This window comes from Helicobacter sp. 13S00477-4 (genome assembly GCF_002272785.1).
Lineage (GTDB): Bacteria > Campylobacterota > Campylobacteria > Campylobacterales > Helicobacteraceae > Helicobacter_J.
This window is the reverse complement of record NZ_MLAS01000001.1, coordinates 292,787-309,068: the sequence shown is the minus strand read 5'-3', so window position 1 is coordinate 309,068 and position 16,282 is coordinate 292,787. Positions and strand designations below refer to the sequence as shown.

17 protein-coding genes are annotated in these 16,282 nt (G+C 30.7%); 8 read left to right on the top strand and 9 right to left on the bottom strand.

Annotated features, from left to right (window positions below; all coding sequences use genetic code 11):
• Together BKH44_RS01430 and BKH44_RS01425 are read right to left on the bottom strand one after the other, a co-directional pair.
• Window positions 1–835 (bottom strand): hypothetical protein (locus BKH44_RS01430; protein ID WP_143428280.1); only part of this gene is annotated, 835 nt, incomplete at its 3' end.
• A gap of 301 nt (window positions 836–1,136) precedes the next feature.
• Window positions 1,137–1,679: an LPP20 family lipoprotein gene (locus tag BKH44_RS01425; RefSeq protein ID WP_095269349.1), complete on the bottom strand. Its 543-nt coding sequence runs from the start codon at window positions 1,677–1,679 to the stop codon at window positions 1,137–1,139.
• 224 nt (window positions 1,680–1,903) lie between these two features.
• On the opposite strand from BKH44_RS01425, the gene trpS reads away from it, so the two are divergent.
• Entirely contained in the window at window positions 1,904–2,890 is a 987-nt protein-coding gene (gene trpS / locus BKH44_RS01420) for a tryptophan--tRNA ligase (protein WP_095269347.1), read from the top strand.
• 19 nt (window positions 2,891–2,909) lie between these two features.
• On the opposite strand, the gene BKH44_RS01415 is transcribed toward trpS, so the two are convergent.
• Together BKH44_RS01415 and BKH44_RS01410 are read right to left on the bottom strand one after the other, a co-directional pair.
• The gene (locus tag BKH44_RS01415; protein WP_095269345.1) at window positions 2,910–3,137 is read right to left on the bottom strand and encodes a sulfurtransferase TusA family protein; all 228 of its coding nucleotides are present in this window, start codon (window positions 3,135–3,137) and stop codon (window positions 2,910–2,912) included.
• Window positions 3,138–3,157: 20 nt separating this feature from the next.
• Window positions 3,158–4,201, bottom strand: a complete 1,044-nt coding sequence (locus tag BKH44_RS01410) for a YeeE/YedE family protein (RefSeq protein WP_095269343.1) — start codon at window positions 4,199–4,201, stop codon at window positions 3,158–3,160.
• Window positions 4,202–4,358: 157 nt separating this feature from the next.
• On the opposite strand from BKH44_RS01410, the gene BKH44_RS01405 reads away from it, so the two are divergent.
• The 7 genes from BKH44_RS01405 to mnmH all read left to right on the top strand — a co-directional run bounded on the left by BKH44_RS01405 (window position 4,359) and on the right by mnmH (window position 13,096).
• Window positions 4,359–6,167, top strand: coding sequence for an extracellular solute-binding protein (locus BKH44_RS01405; protein ID WP_095269341.1), 1,809 nt, complete (start codon window positions 4,359–4,361; stop codon window positions 6,165–6,167).
• The gene (yejB, locus tag BKH44_RS01400) at window positions 6,167–7,219 is read left to right on the top strand and encodes a microcin C ABC transporter permease YejB (RefSeq protein ID WP_095269339.1); all 1,053 of its coding nucleotides are present in this window, start codon (window positions 6,167–6,169) and stop codon (window positions 7,217–7,219) included. The genes BKH44_RS01405 and yejB overlap by 1 nt, the downstream gene beginning before the upstream one ends.
• Before the next feature lie 83 nt (window positions 7,220–7,302).
• The gene (pyrC, locus tag BKH44_RS01395; RefSeq protein ID WP_257842562.1) at window positions 7,303–8,325 is read left to right on the top strand and encodes a dihydroorotase; all 1,023 of its coding nucleotides are present in this window, start codon (window positions 7,303–7,305) and stop codon (window positions 8,323–8,325) included.
• Window positions 8,322–9,452 carry a sialidase family protein gene (locus BKH44_RS01390; protein WP_095269335.1) on the top strand — a complete coding sequence of 377 codons (1,131 nt, stop codon included), beginning with the start codon at window positions 8,322–8,324 and terminating at the stop codon, window positions 9,450–9,452. The genes pyrC and BKH44_RS01390 overlap by 4 nt, the downstream gene beginning before the upstream one ends.
• Window positions 9,449–10,015: a hypothetical protein gene (locus BKH44_RS01385; protein ID WP_095269334.1), complete on the top strand. Its 567-nt coding sequence runs from the start codon at window positions 9,449–9,451 to the stop codon at window positions 10,013–10,015. The genes BKH44_RS01390 and BKH44_RS01385 overlap by 4 nt, the downstream gene beginning before the upstream one ends.
• Before the next feature lie 22 nt (window positions 10,016–10,037).
• Window positions 10,038–12,065, top strand: coding sequence for an LTA synthase family protein (locus BKH44_RS01380; RefSeq protein WP_095269332.1), 2,028 nt, complete (start codon window positions 10,038–10,040; stop codon window positions 12,063–12,065).
• Window positions 12,062–13,096, top strand: coding sequence for a tRNA 2-selenouridine(34) synthase MnmH (gene mnmH / locus BKH44_RS01375; RefSeq protein WP_095269330.1), 1,035 nt, complete (start codon window positions 12,062–12,064; stop codon window positions 13,094–13,096). The genes BKH44_RS01380 and mnmH overlap by 4 nt, the downstream gene beginning before the upstream one ends.
• Here the strand turns inward: mnmH and BKH44_RS01370 are convergent.
• The 5 genes from BKH44_RS01370 to ndk all read right to left on the bottom strand — a co-directional run bounded on the left by BKH44_RS01370 (window position 13,083) and on the right by ndk (window position 16,076).
• A complete protein-coding gene (locus BKH44_RS01370; RefSeq protein WP_095269328.1) occupies window positions 13,083–14,078 on the bottom strand; it encodes a beta-ketoacyl-ACP synthase III in 996 nt (331 codons plus the stop codon). The two genes, mnmH and BKH44_RS01370, sit on opposite strands and share 14 nt — an antisense overlap.
• 2 nt (window positions 14,079–14,080) lie before the next feature.
• Window positions 14,081–15,070, bottom strand: coding sequence for a phosphate acyltransferase PlsX (gene plsX / locus BKH44_RS01365; protein WP_095269326.1), 990 nt, complete (start codon window positions 15,068–15,070; stop codon window positions 14,081–14,083).
• 70 nt (window positions 15,071–15,140) lie between these two features.
• A complete protein-coding gene (gene rpmF, locus BKH44_RS01360; protein WP_095269325.1) occupies window positions 15,141–15,290 on the bottom strand; it encodes a 50S ribosomal protein L32 in 150 nt (49 codons plus the stop codon).
• A gap of 12 nt (window positions 15,291–15,302) precedes the next feature.
• On the bottom strand, window positions 15,303–15,653 hold the full coding sequence (locus tag BKH44_RS01355; RefSeq protein WP_095269323.1) for a hypothetical protein: 351 nt from the start codon (window positions 15,651–15,653) through the stop codon (window positions 15,303–15,305).
• A 9-nt stretch (window positions 15,654–15,662) separates the two neighbouring features.
• Window positions 15,663–16,076: a nucleoside-diphosphate kinase gene (gene ndk, locus BKH44_RS01350; RefSeq protein ID WP_095269322.1), complete on the bottom strand. Its 414-nt coding sequence runs from the start codon at window positions 16,074–16,076 to the stop codon at window positions 15,663–15,665.
• Window positions 16,077–16,282 lie beyond the last annotated feature (206 nt).

Sequence of the window (16,282 nt, the reverse complement as noted above, 5' to 3'; positions counted from 1 at the left end):
TATAAGGATTACTCATTTTGGCTAATCGTGTATTGGTTGCTAGATTGGAAGAAAAGTTCAAAGCAGAGAGATTATTATAGGTAGCATTGGATAGAGATGAGAGTGTTTTTTGTTCTGAATGGATAGTGGAGATAGCTTTTTGTTGTATTTTAGCTAGGGTGGTTATTTGAGCGATTAATGTATCATATTGAGCTATTTTGTCTTTGGTGGCTTGGAGGTTTTTTAGATTGGATTGGATTTCAATTGTGATTTCTGATCTCTCATTTGATTGGTTTTGTAAGTTGGCTAGATTACTAGACAGGCTATTAATTCTGTCTTTAATCCAGGTTGATTTGGTTTGTATGTTAGTTATATTTCCTATTCCGTTTTGATACAAATTACTATCTATTATACTCTTCAATGCATAATATGTATTTAAATTATAATAATTATAATTGTTTTTAGCATCTGTTCTTCTTTTAAAATCATTTATCCAATCTCCTAATTGATCTGCATTAGTAAGATCTACTTGAGCGTAACTTTTTATATCATGTATATTATTAGATATTTGATTAATAATCTTGATGGAATTAATTTTTATTAAATTATCTTTGATAATCAACTCTGAAAATTCTTTTTCTATTTGAGCCTTATGCTCATTGAGAGCTTTGAATTGCTCTTCTATGCTTGATTTAGCTTTGTCTTTGGAGAAAGAGAGTGCAGTTTGAAGGTTTATATCAAAGGACTGGATTGGTTGAGTTGTTGATACAGAGATAGAGTCAGCTTTTAATGATGCCCCCCCCCCATAAGCAATCAAGCAAACTATTGTTGAGATTTTTAAGTATGTTTTTTTCATTGTAGAACCTTTTTTTGTCAAATGTTTAGAATATTATAAAACTTATTTTCATAAATGTCAATATAAAATTGATTTTTTTACTTATGGGGGGGGGGGTATAGTAAATTAATTGCTTTCAAAGAAATTAAAGATTTTAATGATTTAAAGATTTAAAGATTTAAAGATTTAATGATTTAATGATTTAATGATTTAATGATTGATAAGTTTTTAGGTTTTTTTATAGAGTAGGGATAAGCTGACCACCCAATGGGTAAAATCCATAAGGGTGGATATGATGTGAAATATCTTAAACTAAAAAAATTTAGTTTTTATTCAAATTTTCTCCATCAATGATTTCATCAACAGCTTTTGAAAGTGCTTTTGCAGCTGCTTTATCAATTTTCTTGCTTTTAGCTAGATTTTCTTCTAAAAGTTTTGTATCTAAATGATCGACTTTGACAAATACCCATAAAGTCCCATCTTCACTAATCCAAGTTTTGATTCTTTTTGAGCCTGAAAGTGTTGTATCTACGCTATTTCGAATGGCTTGGACGCTTTCTTGTGAGGCATTATTTTCATCACTTGTGCTTAATTCTTTGTATTTGCTTTCTATTTTTGTAGCAATTTGAGAGGCAATTTCTGCACGAGCCATATTTGTAGCTTGTGTAGTTGCAAATCCAATGTTATTGTCTTTGATTTTTGCACTTCCAGTTGCACTTAACATATCTTTATTTTCACCTAAGACCCAGTCTGGAGCATCTTTGAGTCCATAAGGTGCTGTATTTCCAGTTTGTTGATTTTTTGAAACGCATCCAGCTAAAATCCCAACTACAATAATGAGTCCAATCCAGTATTTTTTTTTCATAACTTTGTCCTCTATGATTTTTAATGATAAAATGATTCTATTTAATTGTATTGGAAGTTTGATTAAAAAAATATAAATTTTAAATTTTTATTTTAATTTTTAATAGTAGTATTTTCATCAAAATTTATTGCTTCATATCGTTGATTTTAGAGTCCTAGTGCATTCCTTAAAATTAAGTGTAAAAACAGTAGAATAAAAATTCTAAGTCAATAAAAGGTGAGTGAATGAATAAAAAAAGAGTATTTTCAGGTATTCAACCTACAGGACAAATCCATCTTGGGAATTATCTTGGAGCGGTAAAAAATTGGGTTGATTCTCAAAGTGAATATGAAAATATATTTTGCGTAGTGAATTCTCATGCCATAACTACAGCACAAAATCCAGTAGAACTAAGGGAAAAAACTTATCAACTTGCTAGTATGCTTTTGGCTTGTGGGATAGATATGAAAAAGTCAAGCTTATTTATTCAGAGTGAGATTGATGAACATCCTTCTTTAGCTTGGATATTAGATTGCAATATTTCAATGGGTGAAATGAACAGAATGACGCAATTCAAAGACAAATCTCTTAAAAATCCTACGAATGTGAATGTAGGACTCTTTAATTATCCAGCCTTGATGGCAGCAGATATTTTACTTTATCAAGCTGATGGAGTTCCTGTGGGAGAAGATCAAAAGCAACATTTGGAACTCACTAGGAATGTAGCAATGAAATTTAACAGAGATTTTGGAGAATGTTTTAAAATACCAGAACCAATTATCCCAAAAGTTGGAGCAAGGGTTATGGGACTTGATGATCCAAATAATAAAATGAGCAAATCCGCACTAGGAACCAATCATGCTATATTCTTGTTAGATACTCCTGAAGAAATAACAAAAAAAATAAAAAAAGCAACTACAGATTCCTTGAATTCTATTGTTTTTGATAAAAATCGTGCAGGTTTATATAATTTATTGAATATTTATCAGATTTTAACGAACAAAAGCACAGAAGCAATAGAAAAAGATTTTGAAGGTAAAGGTTATGGATTGTTTAAATCTGCAGTTGCTGAAGTGATTATTGAAAATCTTAGACCTATCCGTGAAAAGTATCAAGAGTTGAGTGCTGAAAAAGGTTACATTGAAGAAATCCTAAAAACCGGAACCCAAAAAGTTCGACCAATAGCAAAAGCTACTTATGATAAAGTCAAAGAACTCGTTGGTCTTATCTAAAAAACATAATCAAGAGCTTTTATTTAGTTTTTTTGATAGAGATTTTCCATTCAGCATCTCCAGTTTGGATGTATTCGGTGACTTCATACCCTTCTTGTGCAACCCACTCTGGTATGCTTTGCGTCGCTTGTGTGCAATCAAAATATATAATAAGTTCTTCCCCAATAGCTATTTCTTGCATTGCTTGTTTTGCTTCAACTAATGGAAAGGGACAAACTAACCCATTTGTTTGTAATATTCTTGGCATTCATGTTTCCTTTTTAGATTTTATGATTTTATTTTATTTGCCATTTTTTTATTTGGCAAAACGATGGTTAGATAAGTGGCAATATAAGAACCTAGCAAGAAAAATATCACAGCTACCCAGCCTTGATAAGTAAACATTGCTGTTTCTACAAGACCATTTCCAATAGTGCAACCTCCTGCCAAAGAAGCTCCAAATCCCATCAATAAGCCGCCTAATGCATTTTGAGAAAGTGTTTTTTTGTCAGGCAATCTGAATCTGAATTCGTTAGCTCCTTTTGCGGCAATAAAACTTCCTATAAAGATACCCAATACTAAGAAAACTCCCCAATCAATATAGCCCATATCTCCATTGATCAAAAATCCCATAATCTTTCCAGAAGGAGTTGTGATACCTAATCCGAAATCTCTACCTGTAGCAGAGCTAAGTGGCCAGGCAAGGATTGCAATGAGTCCAACAAATATTGCAGTGATGAAAGGGTGCCAAGGTTTTTCAAAAAGCCAATGAGCGATGCCTGATTTTTTTGGTTTTAATTGAGCTATTTTGAGTTTTGGTTTTTTAAGTTCTTTATATACAAAAAAACTTATTATTATAAATAATATCATAACAAGTATCCAAGGAGAAATCTCTAAGGTCTGATAAAAAGTTGAATCTTGTATTTGATAAGATTTGAGGTTTTCATTGATAGGGCTTAAAATACCAAATTTTGTCATAGCAGCTCCAAGCATATAGCCAAAAAGAGCGATATAGCTTCCAATAAAACCTTCTCCAGCACGATACCAAGTCCCTGTTGCACAACCACCTGCAAGCACCATTCCAAAACCAAAAATGACACCGCCTATGATTGTTGAAAGCCAAAAAAAAGGCTGGTAATTTATTTTGATGATTTGAGCATCTTTGAGCAGAAATATCCCAATGCTTTGTATCAAGACCGCAATAAAAAGTGCTAGAAAAATCAATGTTTTTTTATTGAGTATGAGATCCCTATAAGCCCCTACCATGCAAAATCGACCTCTTTGAAGTACAAAACCAAATAAGATTCCACAAAATAATCCTGTTATGAGCATTTGATTCCTTTTAATAATTTGACTTTAATTAAAGGTTGTTTTGAGACCCTAATCATAAGGTATAAAAGTAAATAACACAATATGTATTTTTATATTTTCTTAATAGATTTTATTGGGTTTATTTTGTTAAACTAGCAAAAAATGTTTTGAGAGAATAATGTATATTTTTAAATTGATTGGGGTTTTTTTAATAGTTTGTGTATTTTGTTGGGGAAAATCTTCTATATCTTTAGGTGAACCTGTAAAATATAAGGATTTTAAATATTTTGATTATGTCAATCCTATTGCACCAAAAGGTGGAACATTAAGGAATTATTCTTTAGGAACTTTTGATAGCCTTAATCCTTTTGTTATTAAAGGTACTCCTGCAGATGGTCTTGAGCTTGTTTATGATACTTTATTGGTCCAGAGTATGGATGAGCCTTATGCTGAATATCCTTTAATAGCTGATGATGTAGAAGTCGCTAAGGATAATTCATTTGTGATTTTTCATATCAATAAACTTGCAAAATTTAGCGATGGAATACCTGTGAATGCAGATGATGTAAAATTTAGTTTTGATATTTTGATGGAAAAAGGTTCACCTGTTTTTAGGCAATATTATGCAGATATAAGAGAAGCTATTGTTTTGGATAAACAACGTATAAAATTTATTTTTAAAACAACAAAAAATCGTGAATTGCCTTTGATTTTGGGGCAATTGCAAATCTTACCTAAACATTATTATGGGCAGAATCCTTTTGGAGAAAATCCTTTGCTTGTGCCATTAGGAAGTGGTCCTTATAAAGTAAAATCTTTTGATGTTGGGAAAAAGATTGTTTATGAAAGGGATGAAAATTATTGGGCTAGTAAATTACCCTCAAGGATAGGGCAGTTTAATTTCAATACTTCTATTTATGAATATTATAAAGATGATACTGTGGCTTTGAGGGCATTTTTGAGTGGGGAATATGATTGGAGAATTGAAACCAGTGCAAAAGTATGGGCAAGAGGTTATGTTGGAAAGGCTGTTGAATCTGGAAAAATTACAAAAGTTTCTATAAGGCATTATTTACCTAGCGGCATGCAAGGATTTTTTTTTAATACGCGAAGGAATATTTTTAAAGATATTAGGGTTAGGAAAGCTTTATTTTATGCTTTTGATTTTGAATGGAGCAACAAGAATTTGTTTTTCTCACAATACAAACGTACAAAGAGTTATTTTGATAATTCTATTTTTGCCTCTTTTGGATTGCCAAAAGGTGAGGAATTGAATATTTTAGATCATTATAAAACCCAACTCCAAAAAAAATTTCCAAAGATTTTTACTATTCCTTATATTATCCCTAAGACTAATGGAGCCAAAAAAATTGGTGAAAATAGGAGGGAGAATCTTAAATATGCTCAAGAATTACTATTCCAAGCAGGTTGGGAAGTAAAAAATAATCGTTTGGTTAATTCTAAAACTAACAAACCATTTGTTTTTACTTTGCTTTTGGATAACGCAGCTTTTGAACGTTTAGCATTGGCTTATGCTCAAAATTTGAAAGTTTTAGGCATTGAAATGAAGATACAACGGGTAGATTTGAGTCAATATATCAATCGTTTGCGAAATTTTGATTATGACATGATTGTTGGAGTTATTGGGCAATCTTTATTCCCAGGTAATGAGCAAAGGTATTTTTGGGGTTCTTTGAGTGCAAAAACTCCAGGAAGTAAAAATTATGCAGGGATTTCTGATCCTGTTGTCGATGCTTTGATAGAAAAATTAATTCATGCAAAAGATAGAAAAGAGCAAATTGCTATTACAAGGGCTTTAGATAGAGTTTTATTATGGGGCTTTTATACAATACCGCATTATTATTTGCCTAATTTTCGCATTGCTTATTGGGATAAAATCCAAATGCCATCTATCAATCCAAAGTATGGCTTTTCTCCATATTTATGGTGGGATAAAAATATAGTATATAAGGCAAAGGAGCCTTGATGTTGTATTATATTTTTAAGCGAATTTTGTTGATCATACCTACGCTTTTTGGCATCATTACTATTAATTTTTTTATTATCCAAATGGCACCTGGTGGTCCAATCGAACAGATGGTTTCAAAGATTGAACATTTAAATGTTACTTCCGAATCACATACAGGAAGTGTTGGTAATAGTTTTTATCGGGGTGCTCAAGGGATAGATGAAGATTTGATCTTATCATTAAAAAAACTTTATGGTTTTGATAAACCTCTTTGGCAACGTTATCTTTTGATGATCAAAAATTATTTGACTTTTGATTTTGGTGAAAGTTTTTATCGTCAAATATCTGTGGTTGAACTTATCAAGGAAAAGTTACCAGTCTCGATTTCTTTAGGCGTATTTAGCACCCTTTTGATTTATATTATTTCCATACCTTTGGGTATTTTTAAAGCTTATCGAAATGGTTCAAAGATTGATGTTCTATCTAGTTTAGTGATCGTTATTGGGAATGCAATACCTGCATTTTTATTTGCTATTTTATTGATTGTGCTTTTTGCAGGCGGTAGTTATTGGAATATATTTCCATTGAGAGGACTTGTGAGTGATAATTTTATGGATTTGGATTTTTGGGGAAAGATAAAAGATTATCTTTGGCATATTACTTTACCTGTTATTTGTCTTTCTATTGGAGGATTCGCAACACTTACTTTATTGGTAAAAAATTCATTTCTTGATGAAATGGGCAAGTTTTATGTGAGTGTAGCTAGGGCAAAGGGTGCAAGTGAAGGTAGAATTTTATATAAGCATATTTTTAGAAATGCGATGCTTTTGGTGATTTCAAGTTTTCCTGCAGCATTTTTAGGAATGTTTTTTAGTGGAAGTTTGTTGATTGAAATTATTTTTAGTTTAGATGGTTTAGGGCTTTTGGGGTATGAAAGTATTTTAAATCGTGATTATCCTGTTGTATTTGGCACTTTGTATATTTTTACACTTTTAGGTCTTGTGATTGGTCTTATTAGCGATTTGACTTATACGCTTGTTGATCCTAGAATTGATTTTGAAAGGCACTAGGGAATATTTTTTCATTTTTGAAAAGGATTTATTTTTCAGATAATTGATAGTAAAATTTAAAGAACAAAAACAAAAGGGAAATGATGGAAGAAATTATCCTATATGATCCACTTGATATGCATTTACATCTAAGAGAAGGTGAAATACTCAAAGATATTATTGATTTTACAGCCTCTTCATTTAGTGCAGCCGTCGTAATGCCAAATCTTTCAGTCCCTATCACTTCAACAGATTTGGCATTACAATATAAAAAAGAAATTTTAATGAATGCTAAAAATAAAGATTTCATTCCCCTGATGACAATTTATTTGAATGATTTTCTTGATGAAAATGAACTCAAAATTGCTTATGACAATGGTATTAAAATCTTAAAACTTTATCCTAAAGGTGCTACAACAAATTCTCAAAACGGTCTGGATGAAATCTTGACTCCTCATACATTGAAATTATTTGAAATAGCTCAAGATTTAGGTTTTATATTGTCTATACATGGTGAAAGTAAAGGTTTTTCTTTGGATAGGGAATATGAATTTGGAAAAGTTTTTGTCTCTATTGCTGAAAAATTTCCTAAGCTTAAAATTATTATTGAACATATGAGTGACCATCGTAGTATTGAGCTTTTAGAAACTTATGAGAATATTTATGCTACTTTAACCTTACATCATATTACAATGACGCTTGATGATGTTTTAGGTTCTGGACTCAAACCCCATCATTTTTGCAAACCAATCCTTAAAACACCCAAAGATAAAGAAATGCTTTTAAAACTCGCTTTGCAGGCTCATCCTAAAGTCAGTTTTGGCTCTGATAGTGCTCCTCATTTGGAGAAAAATAAACTCAACAATAATGCAGCTGCAGGCATTTTTTCATCACCTTTTATCCTCTGTGCTTTGAGTGGTTTGTTTGAAAAATATGATAAACTTGAAAATTTACAAGATTTTATTAGTAATAATGCAAAAAATATTTATGGTTTAGATAATTTACCGAAAAAGGCTATTAAATTACATAAAGAGAAATCTTGGATACCTACACAAATCAAATCAAATCAAAATAATATTGTTCCATTGAATGCTGGAGAAGTTCTTGATTGGAATCAAGTTTTATGAAGAAAGTTTATTTTGGTTTGATTGTTATTATTTTAGGGAGTGTTTTTTTATACCTCCAGCCTCAAAAAAAATCTATTTATTTTCAAATAGCACTCACGCCAATAGCATATAAAAAGGCTTATTTTTCAAAAACAAATATCCCTATGCCGCAAGGCGTGCCTTCTGCACATTCTGCAACATTGGTTTATTTAGAAAATGGTGATTTACTCAGTGCATTTTTTGCAGGGAGTAGAGAAGGGGCTAGGGATGTTAAAATTTATGGGAGTGTTTATAATGTAAAAAAACAGATTTGGAGTAAACCTTTTGTAATGCTTAGCCATGAGGAATTATCTCAAAAATCTCATCAGTATATAAAAAAATTGGGTAATCCAGTGCTTTATAGGGATAAAAATCGAATTTGGCTTTTTGTTACTGCCACTAATATTGGAGGATGGGCAACAAGTAAGATTTATCAACTTTATGTTGATAATTTTTCGCCTCAAAAAAGTTTTGTATATCAAGAAACACTTAAATTGAGTCCTTTTTTAAATATAAGCAATCTTGTCAGATCTGTTCCTCTCAAGACTAATGATGGAGGATTTTATTTGCCTGTTTATCATGAGCTTGCAGATAAATATGCTTTGATACTTAAATTCAATAGTCTTGGAAAGCTGGATTTTATTGTCAAGCCAAATGATTTACACAGGCAGCTTCAACCAAGTTTAGCTCCCATTTCAAATACAAAATGTTTGGCAGTTTTTAGAAACCATAATCGTTATGACAATACAATGTTTTCTCAAATTTGTTCAGATGGTGGAGAGGAGTGGTTTTCTCCTGAAAAAACTAATATTAAAAACTATAACAATTCTGCTAATTTGATTAGTTTTAATAAAGATATTTATTTGATACATAATACATTCAACCAAAATACAAAACTCCAAAGAGGTACATTGACACTCTCAAAAATGGTATCTCCAAATAAATTCAAAAAAATACTAGACCTTGATCACACAAATGCTAAAAATGGAGAAGTTAGCTACCCCACTACAATCAGTGATGGTGATAATATTGATATTGTTTATACATATAATAGAAAAAATATTCGACATATTCGTTTGAATAGAAGTTTTTTAAGGTCATTAAAATGAATTATTATGTATTTTCAATAACCTATATGGCTATTTTTGGTTATTTTGGTCATTTTGCAAAAATATCAAAAAACACTAATATTATTTTAATTCTTTTAACTGGAATTGTTGTGAATATACCGATTGATAACATTTCTATCAATATGCTAACTTATAGTTTTTTTGGTGAGATGAGTATATTAACATTTGCATTGAGTTTGATGTTACTTTTTGAGAGTTTTAAAATTCAAAAAATACAAAATAATTTTATGGATATAAAAGCATTTATATTTATTTTTATATTTGGTTTGATTTTATATTTGAGTGTTCTGAATATCATTCCTTTGAATTTATATTATCAAAGTCCACAAATTGTTATTATTATCTGCTGTTTACTGACTTTTTTAGCTTATGTTATTAATAAATCTTTAGGGATGATTTATTTTATCTGTCTTTTAAGTTATGGATTAAAGCTTATGGAATCAAATAATTTATTTGATTATTTGATTGATGTCCCTGTTTGGATATTTTCAATTCTATATATTTTTGTTATAATCGTTAAAAAAATAGTGTCTAAAAAATGACCAATAATAAGGTTAAAATAAAATGTATAAACCAAAGATTCTCAATACTCTTTCTCAATCCATAGTTTTTGTACTTTTTTTGAGTTGTCTATTTATATGTATTCGTGTTGCCTTTATTTTGTATGTTGGTATAGCTGAAAATAGATTGGGAGGTGAATTTGATTCTCAAGATATTTTTTATTCTCTTTATAATGGGTTTTTGTATGATAATAGGACAGCAGCCTTTTTTAGTCTCCTTTATTTTTTATTGAGTTTAGTTTTGATTTTTACTCGTTTTCAAAATAAAATTTTATTCTATTATGCAAGTTTAGTGATTGTGATTTGTATTTTTTTAGGTATTGCGAATATGGAATTTTATGTTATTTATGGTGATACTTTTGATAGGAGATTGTTTGGGCTTATATCAGATGATCAAAAAGCTATTTTCAAAACAGGTATGAGTGGAACTTATAATCTTAGTTTTAAGCTAATTTCTTTTATTTTATCAAGTTTTATAATGATTTATCTATATAGAAAATATTCAAATCTTATTGAAAAAATAATTTTTAAAAAATCTTTTATATCAAAAATTTCTATTCTAGTAACATTTTTTTTATTTGTTGGTCTTTGCTTGTTTTTTATAAATTCTCAATTTGGTCTTAAATCAGCAAATTTATTGAATATAAAAAATTCTAAGAATGTTTTTTTAAGAAGAGTTACATTAGGTGCTTTTAGAGATATTTATTTGATTTATAAAAATTATCAAAAAGTAGCACACTCAAAATTTTCTAATTATTCAGATCAGACTCCTGTGCAAGTAGCAAAGGATTTTTTCAATCTTGATAAAACTGTTGAGCCTCCATTTAATTTATATGAACTGCTTTCTCAGGTCAGTTCAAATACTTCAAAAGTTAAAATAGAGCATATTTTTTATATTGTTTCAGAAAGTTTAAGTGAATGGGCTTTTGACCCTGAATTTGACACGATTGGTTTGACTTCTGGACTCAAGTCTTTTATTGACAATCAACATGGTTTTAAAATCCAAAATTTCCTTGAAAATGCTCCTAGAACTATTGAAAGTCTTGAAGTTCAAATCACGGGTTTGTATAATACAGATATGCTTATGAATCCAATGCTTGGTAGTATGCCCTTATTTCCAACAGCAATTGGAGGGATTTTAAAGAGGCTTGATTATGATACGAGATTTTATTATGGTGGGTCTGCATTTTGGCAAAAAATTGACAAGCATGCGACAACTGAAGGGTTTAATGAGATTTTATACAACACATTTATTTTAGATTATGCAAAAGATAAAAATTATCTACCACCTCTTGAGAATATGTGGGGTGTCTATGATAATGTTTTATTTGATTATATTATTGATAATACTTCAAAGGCTAATCATCCAACTTTCAATATGATCATGACGACATCAAATCATCCTCCCTATGACGTGTCTTTAAATTCTTTTGATGTTCCCCTCAAAGAGATTAGGGCATTTATTGATGAACATTTTCCAAAAAATAAGAGATTTTTAGAGGCTAATGAAAATATTTTAGGGCATATTTGGTGGTATGATAAACAAATAACTCATTTTATCAGAGAAGCTGCAAGAAGGTTCCCAAAATCTTTATTTATCATTACTGGAGATCATTTTGACAATATGTATCCTTTAGCCAATAGGAATAATAGGATTGTAAAATCTATCCCTCTTATTGTTTACTCACCTATATTACAACCTAAACAGCTTTCAAATGTTGGTTCTCATATTGATATTGCTTCAACTATTGTAGAGCTTGTTTCGCCAAAAGGTTTTAGGTATAGCAGTTTTGGAAAACCTCTTTTTAGCAATAATCATTCTTTAAAATTTGAAAATAAAAGGTATGCTTTAGGATTTTATGTTGTTGGAACACATCGTTTTATTTATACCGTTGATGGAGGACTACAATATATAAATGATTCAAAACCTCAATCAGATGATAAACAAGAAGCAGAAAAACTTTATAATCGTTTGCAAGAAGCAAAAGCTTTGAGCTGGTGGATATTGATGAAGGGTAATGAGATTGAGTGAAGACAAATTTTGAGGCTTTTGATGTTATTATTGATGTTCGAACTCCCTGCGAATATGATTATTCTCATATTCCAGGAGCTATAAATTTACCTGTTCTTAATAATGAAGAATATGCAAAAATAGGCACAATATATAAGCAAGAATCACCTCTAAAAGCTAGAATAATAGGTGCTGCCATTGCCTGTAAAAATATTTCGAATTTGCTCCACCTGCTTGAATATGATGAAAAATTACAAAGTATTTTGAACCATAAAAATAGATTTTTAGTTTATTGTGCAAGGGGAGGGCAGAGGAGTGATTCGGTATGCACTATTTTAAGTCATGTTGGTTTTAGAATACAAAAGCTTTCAAATGGCTATAAAGGTTATCGTCATAATGTAGTTGATTATTTTTCGAGTCCAATGAATCATTTTTTTATGACACTTTGTGGACATACAGGTTGTGGCAAAAGTGAACTCATACAGAGCCAGTCATCTTGGAGCATTGATTTAGAATCATTAGCCAAACATTATGGATCTGTTTTTGGGGGTACGGCTTGTTTTGATAATGGAGGGCAGCCTACTCAAAAGATGTTTGAAAATATGCTTTTTGAAACACTTTTGAAAAAAAATAATGAAAATATTTTATTGATTGAAGCAGAGTCTAAGAAATTAGGTAATATTGTTATTCCAAACTCATTATTCAGAGCTTATCACCAGCATTGTGTTATTTTAATAGAGGCTGAATTGTCTGATCGTATTCAAAGGATTGTTAAAATGTATCGAAATATTCCTGAGCATATATTTGAGTTTGGGATTAAAAAGATTAAGCCTTATATTTCAAATAATATTTTTACTGAAGTCGAAAAACTTTGGCAAAAAAGAGATTTAAATAAAATAGCAGGGATTTTGATAGAAAAATATTATGACAAGGTCTATAAAATCCCAAAATATAGCCATAAAATAATGAATAAAGATATGATGGGGAGTGTTGAAGAAATTTTAGAGATTAAAAAATCAATACAAAAGACTATAAAATCTAATTTCCATTGAAATGAACCAGTGCCGATCCCCAAGTCAAACCACCACCAAATGCATCTAAAAGCATCAAATCACCATTTTTAAGTTTCCCATCTTCATAAATATCATTCATAGCCATCGGGATACTTGCTGCTGAGGTATTACCATATTTGTGGACAGTTACGACAACTTGTTGAGGAGAAAATTTTAGTTGTTCTCCGACAGCAGATATAATGCGTAAATTTGCTTGATGAGGTATGAAAAAATCAATACTATTAACATCAATATTATTTTTTTTCATGATTTCTTCTACATCATTAGTGAGTGTTTTTACTGCTAATTTAAATGTTTCATTCCCTTTCATTTGCAGATATTGCGGGATAAGATTTTCTTCTAAAAAATGACTCCCTTTTAATGTTCTTGGTGTTAATAGATAATCTGAATAAGCTCCATCTGAAGAAATATGCACATCTAAGATAGAATGTTCTTTTTGTGTGGTTGTACTAATAATCGCAGCTCCTGCTCCATCACCAAAAAGAACTGAAGTGCTCCTATCGGTAAAATCAAGAATACTACTAATTTTTTCTGCTCCTACGATCAGTATATTTTCATAGGTTCCTGATTCTATAAAAGATTTTGCCAATGCAAGGAGATATATAAATCCTGAGCATGCTGTAGAAATATCAAAAGCTGGTCGATTTTTTATACCCAATTTTGTACTCAATAAGCAAGCTGTAGAAGGCATACCTAAAAAATCTGGACTCAGTGTGGCGACAATAACTAAATCAATCTCTTCAATTTTTAAATTTGAACGTTTTATAGCCAATTTTGCTGCTTCTACGCCCAAATCACTACTATTTTGTTCTGGACTAGCAAAATAACGCATTTGGATTCCTGTACGTTTTTGTATCCATTCATCGCTTGTATCTAAGATTTCTTCAAAATCAGAATTTTTTATACATTTAGGAGGGATATAAGAAGCAATTGATTTTAAAGATGCATATTTTTTTGTCAAAATTATCTCCTGTTGTGAGCAAAGGTATAGGCTATTTTATCGCATACTTTAGATTCTATTGCTCTGATTGCTTGATAAATGGCACATTCAATGGCTCTAGCATTGCTTTTCCCATGACTAATAATAACAGTTTTATTGACACCTAAAAGGGGTGCACCACCGTATTCTGCATAATCCATCTTTTTTTTGAGGTTGCCAAAAGCTTTTTTGAGCAATAGCCCTCCTAGCATACCATTTATTGAAGATTTTATTTCTTTTTTCAGGATATGGGTGATTGAGCTTGCTACACCTTCGCTTGCTTTTAAGACGATATTCCCGCTGAAGCCATCGCACACAATCACATCAACGCTTCCATTGAAAATATCATTTCCTTCAACATTTCCTTTAAAAAAATCATAATTCTTGAGCATTTTGAATGCTTCTTTAGATAATTCATTGCCTTTAGAGTCTTCTTCTCCATTTGCTAGAAGTCCTACTCTTGGTTTTGGATAGTCCATAACACTCTTTGCATATTCATACCCCATTAATGCAAAATCTACCAAATATTCTGGTTTGCAGTCAGTATTTGCACCTGCATCTAAAATCATGCTTGGATTTGATGTGATTGAGGGCATTAAAGTACAGATAGCAGGACGAGAGACTCCTTCAATTCTGCCTATCCGTAGGGTTGCTAAACTCATTGTAGCTCCACTATGCCCTGCAGAAACTATAGCCTCAGCTTCAGAATTTTTAACCAATTCAGTGCCTATGTAGATAGAAGAATTTTTTCTCTTCGGTGCGACTGAAGCAGATTCTTCCATTTTGATAAAATCTGAACAATGCACTATTTCAATCTTACTAGATATATTTTCCGGTATCAATGGCTTGATGCCTTTTTCATCGCCAACCAATATAGCTTTAAATTGTTTATTTTCTAAAGCTCTTTTTGCACCCTGAACAATAGGTAAAATACCATTATCTGCACCCATCGCATCAATAACTATTTTTAGCATAAATAATTCCGATTATGTTGAAATATTTGTTTTTATTTATAATGAATTTTTCATTATAGTTTGAAAAACTTTACTTGTAAGAACCTGTAAATTTATTGATATGATGAGGCATTTTCCAACTCCCATCTTTATCACGAATAGGTCGTGCTAATGTTACTTTGTAATGAGTCCTTCTTTTTGCTGCTCTGGTTTTACTCACTCGTCTATCGGGTACTGCCATGTGAACTCCTTGTTATTTTGTATGATAATCTGTTTTTATGGATTCTATCTCGCTTTGTAAAATAAAATTCATATCAACAAAGCCATCAAAAAACTCAATGACATCAAAATCATTAAGATGATGATTTTGGCTTTGCATATCCCAGAATCCATCTGAAATATACAAAACCAAAGGCTCATTAAAAGATTTTAAGAAATTCTCTCCGCTCACATCACAAATCAATTCTAAATCACCAGTTAAAAAACCTTTCAATTCAAATAGCTTAGTCGTTTTGCGAGAAATTTCACCTGCAAATCTAATTCCTGCTGATTCTATCAAAAAAGATTTAGGGATTTGGGTGATTTTTCTCATTTCTATTTTCATTTAAAAATATCAGCATATTTCTTTTTTTGAAAAGAAAAACCCAATTTCATTTTTTGCATTTTCTAAACTATCGCTCCCATGAACAGCATTGGCATCAATGTTTTCAGCAAAATCAGCACGGATTGTTCCTTTTTGAGCTTCTTTGGGATTTGTTGCTCCCATCAAGTCACGATTTTTTTTAACAGCATCTTGTCCTTCTAAAACCATCACGACAACCGGAGCACTTATCATAAATTTTACTAAATCATTATAAAAAGGTCTTTCTTTATGAACACTATAAAATGCTTTAGCATCAGATTCTGAAAGCTGGATTTTTTTTATTGCTGCAATCCTTAATCCATTAGTTTCAAATCTATCAATGATTTTACCAATGACCATTTTTTTTGTTGCATCAGGTTTGATGATTGAGAGTGTTTGTTCCATATGAAGATTTCTCCTTAGACCTTGGATTTTTTAGCATTTTTTGAAATCAAACCTTTATTATACATAAAAAAATTTTTATAATGCTTAAAAAACATACTTTTCAAATCATTTGGATGATTTGAAAATACTCTTGCTTTGATTAAAATTTAAGAGTTTAAATTTTAATAGATGACTATTTTAATGAATAATAACAATATGCTAAATTG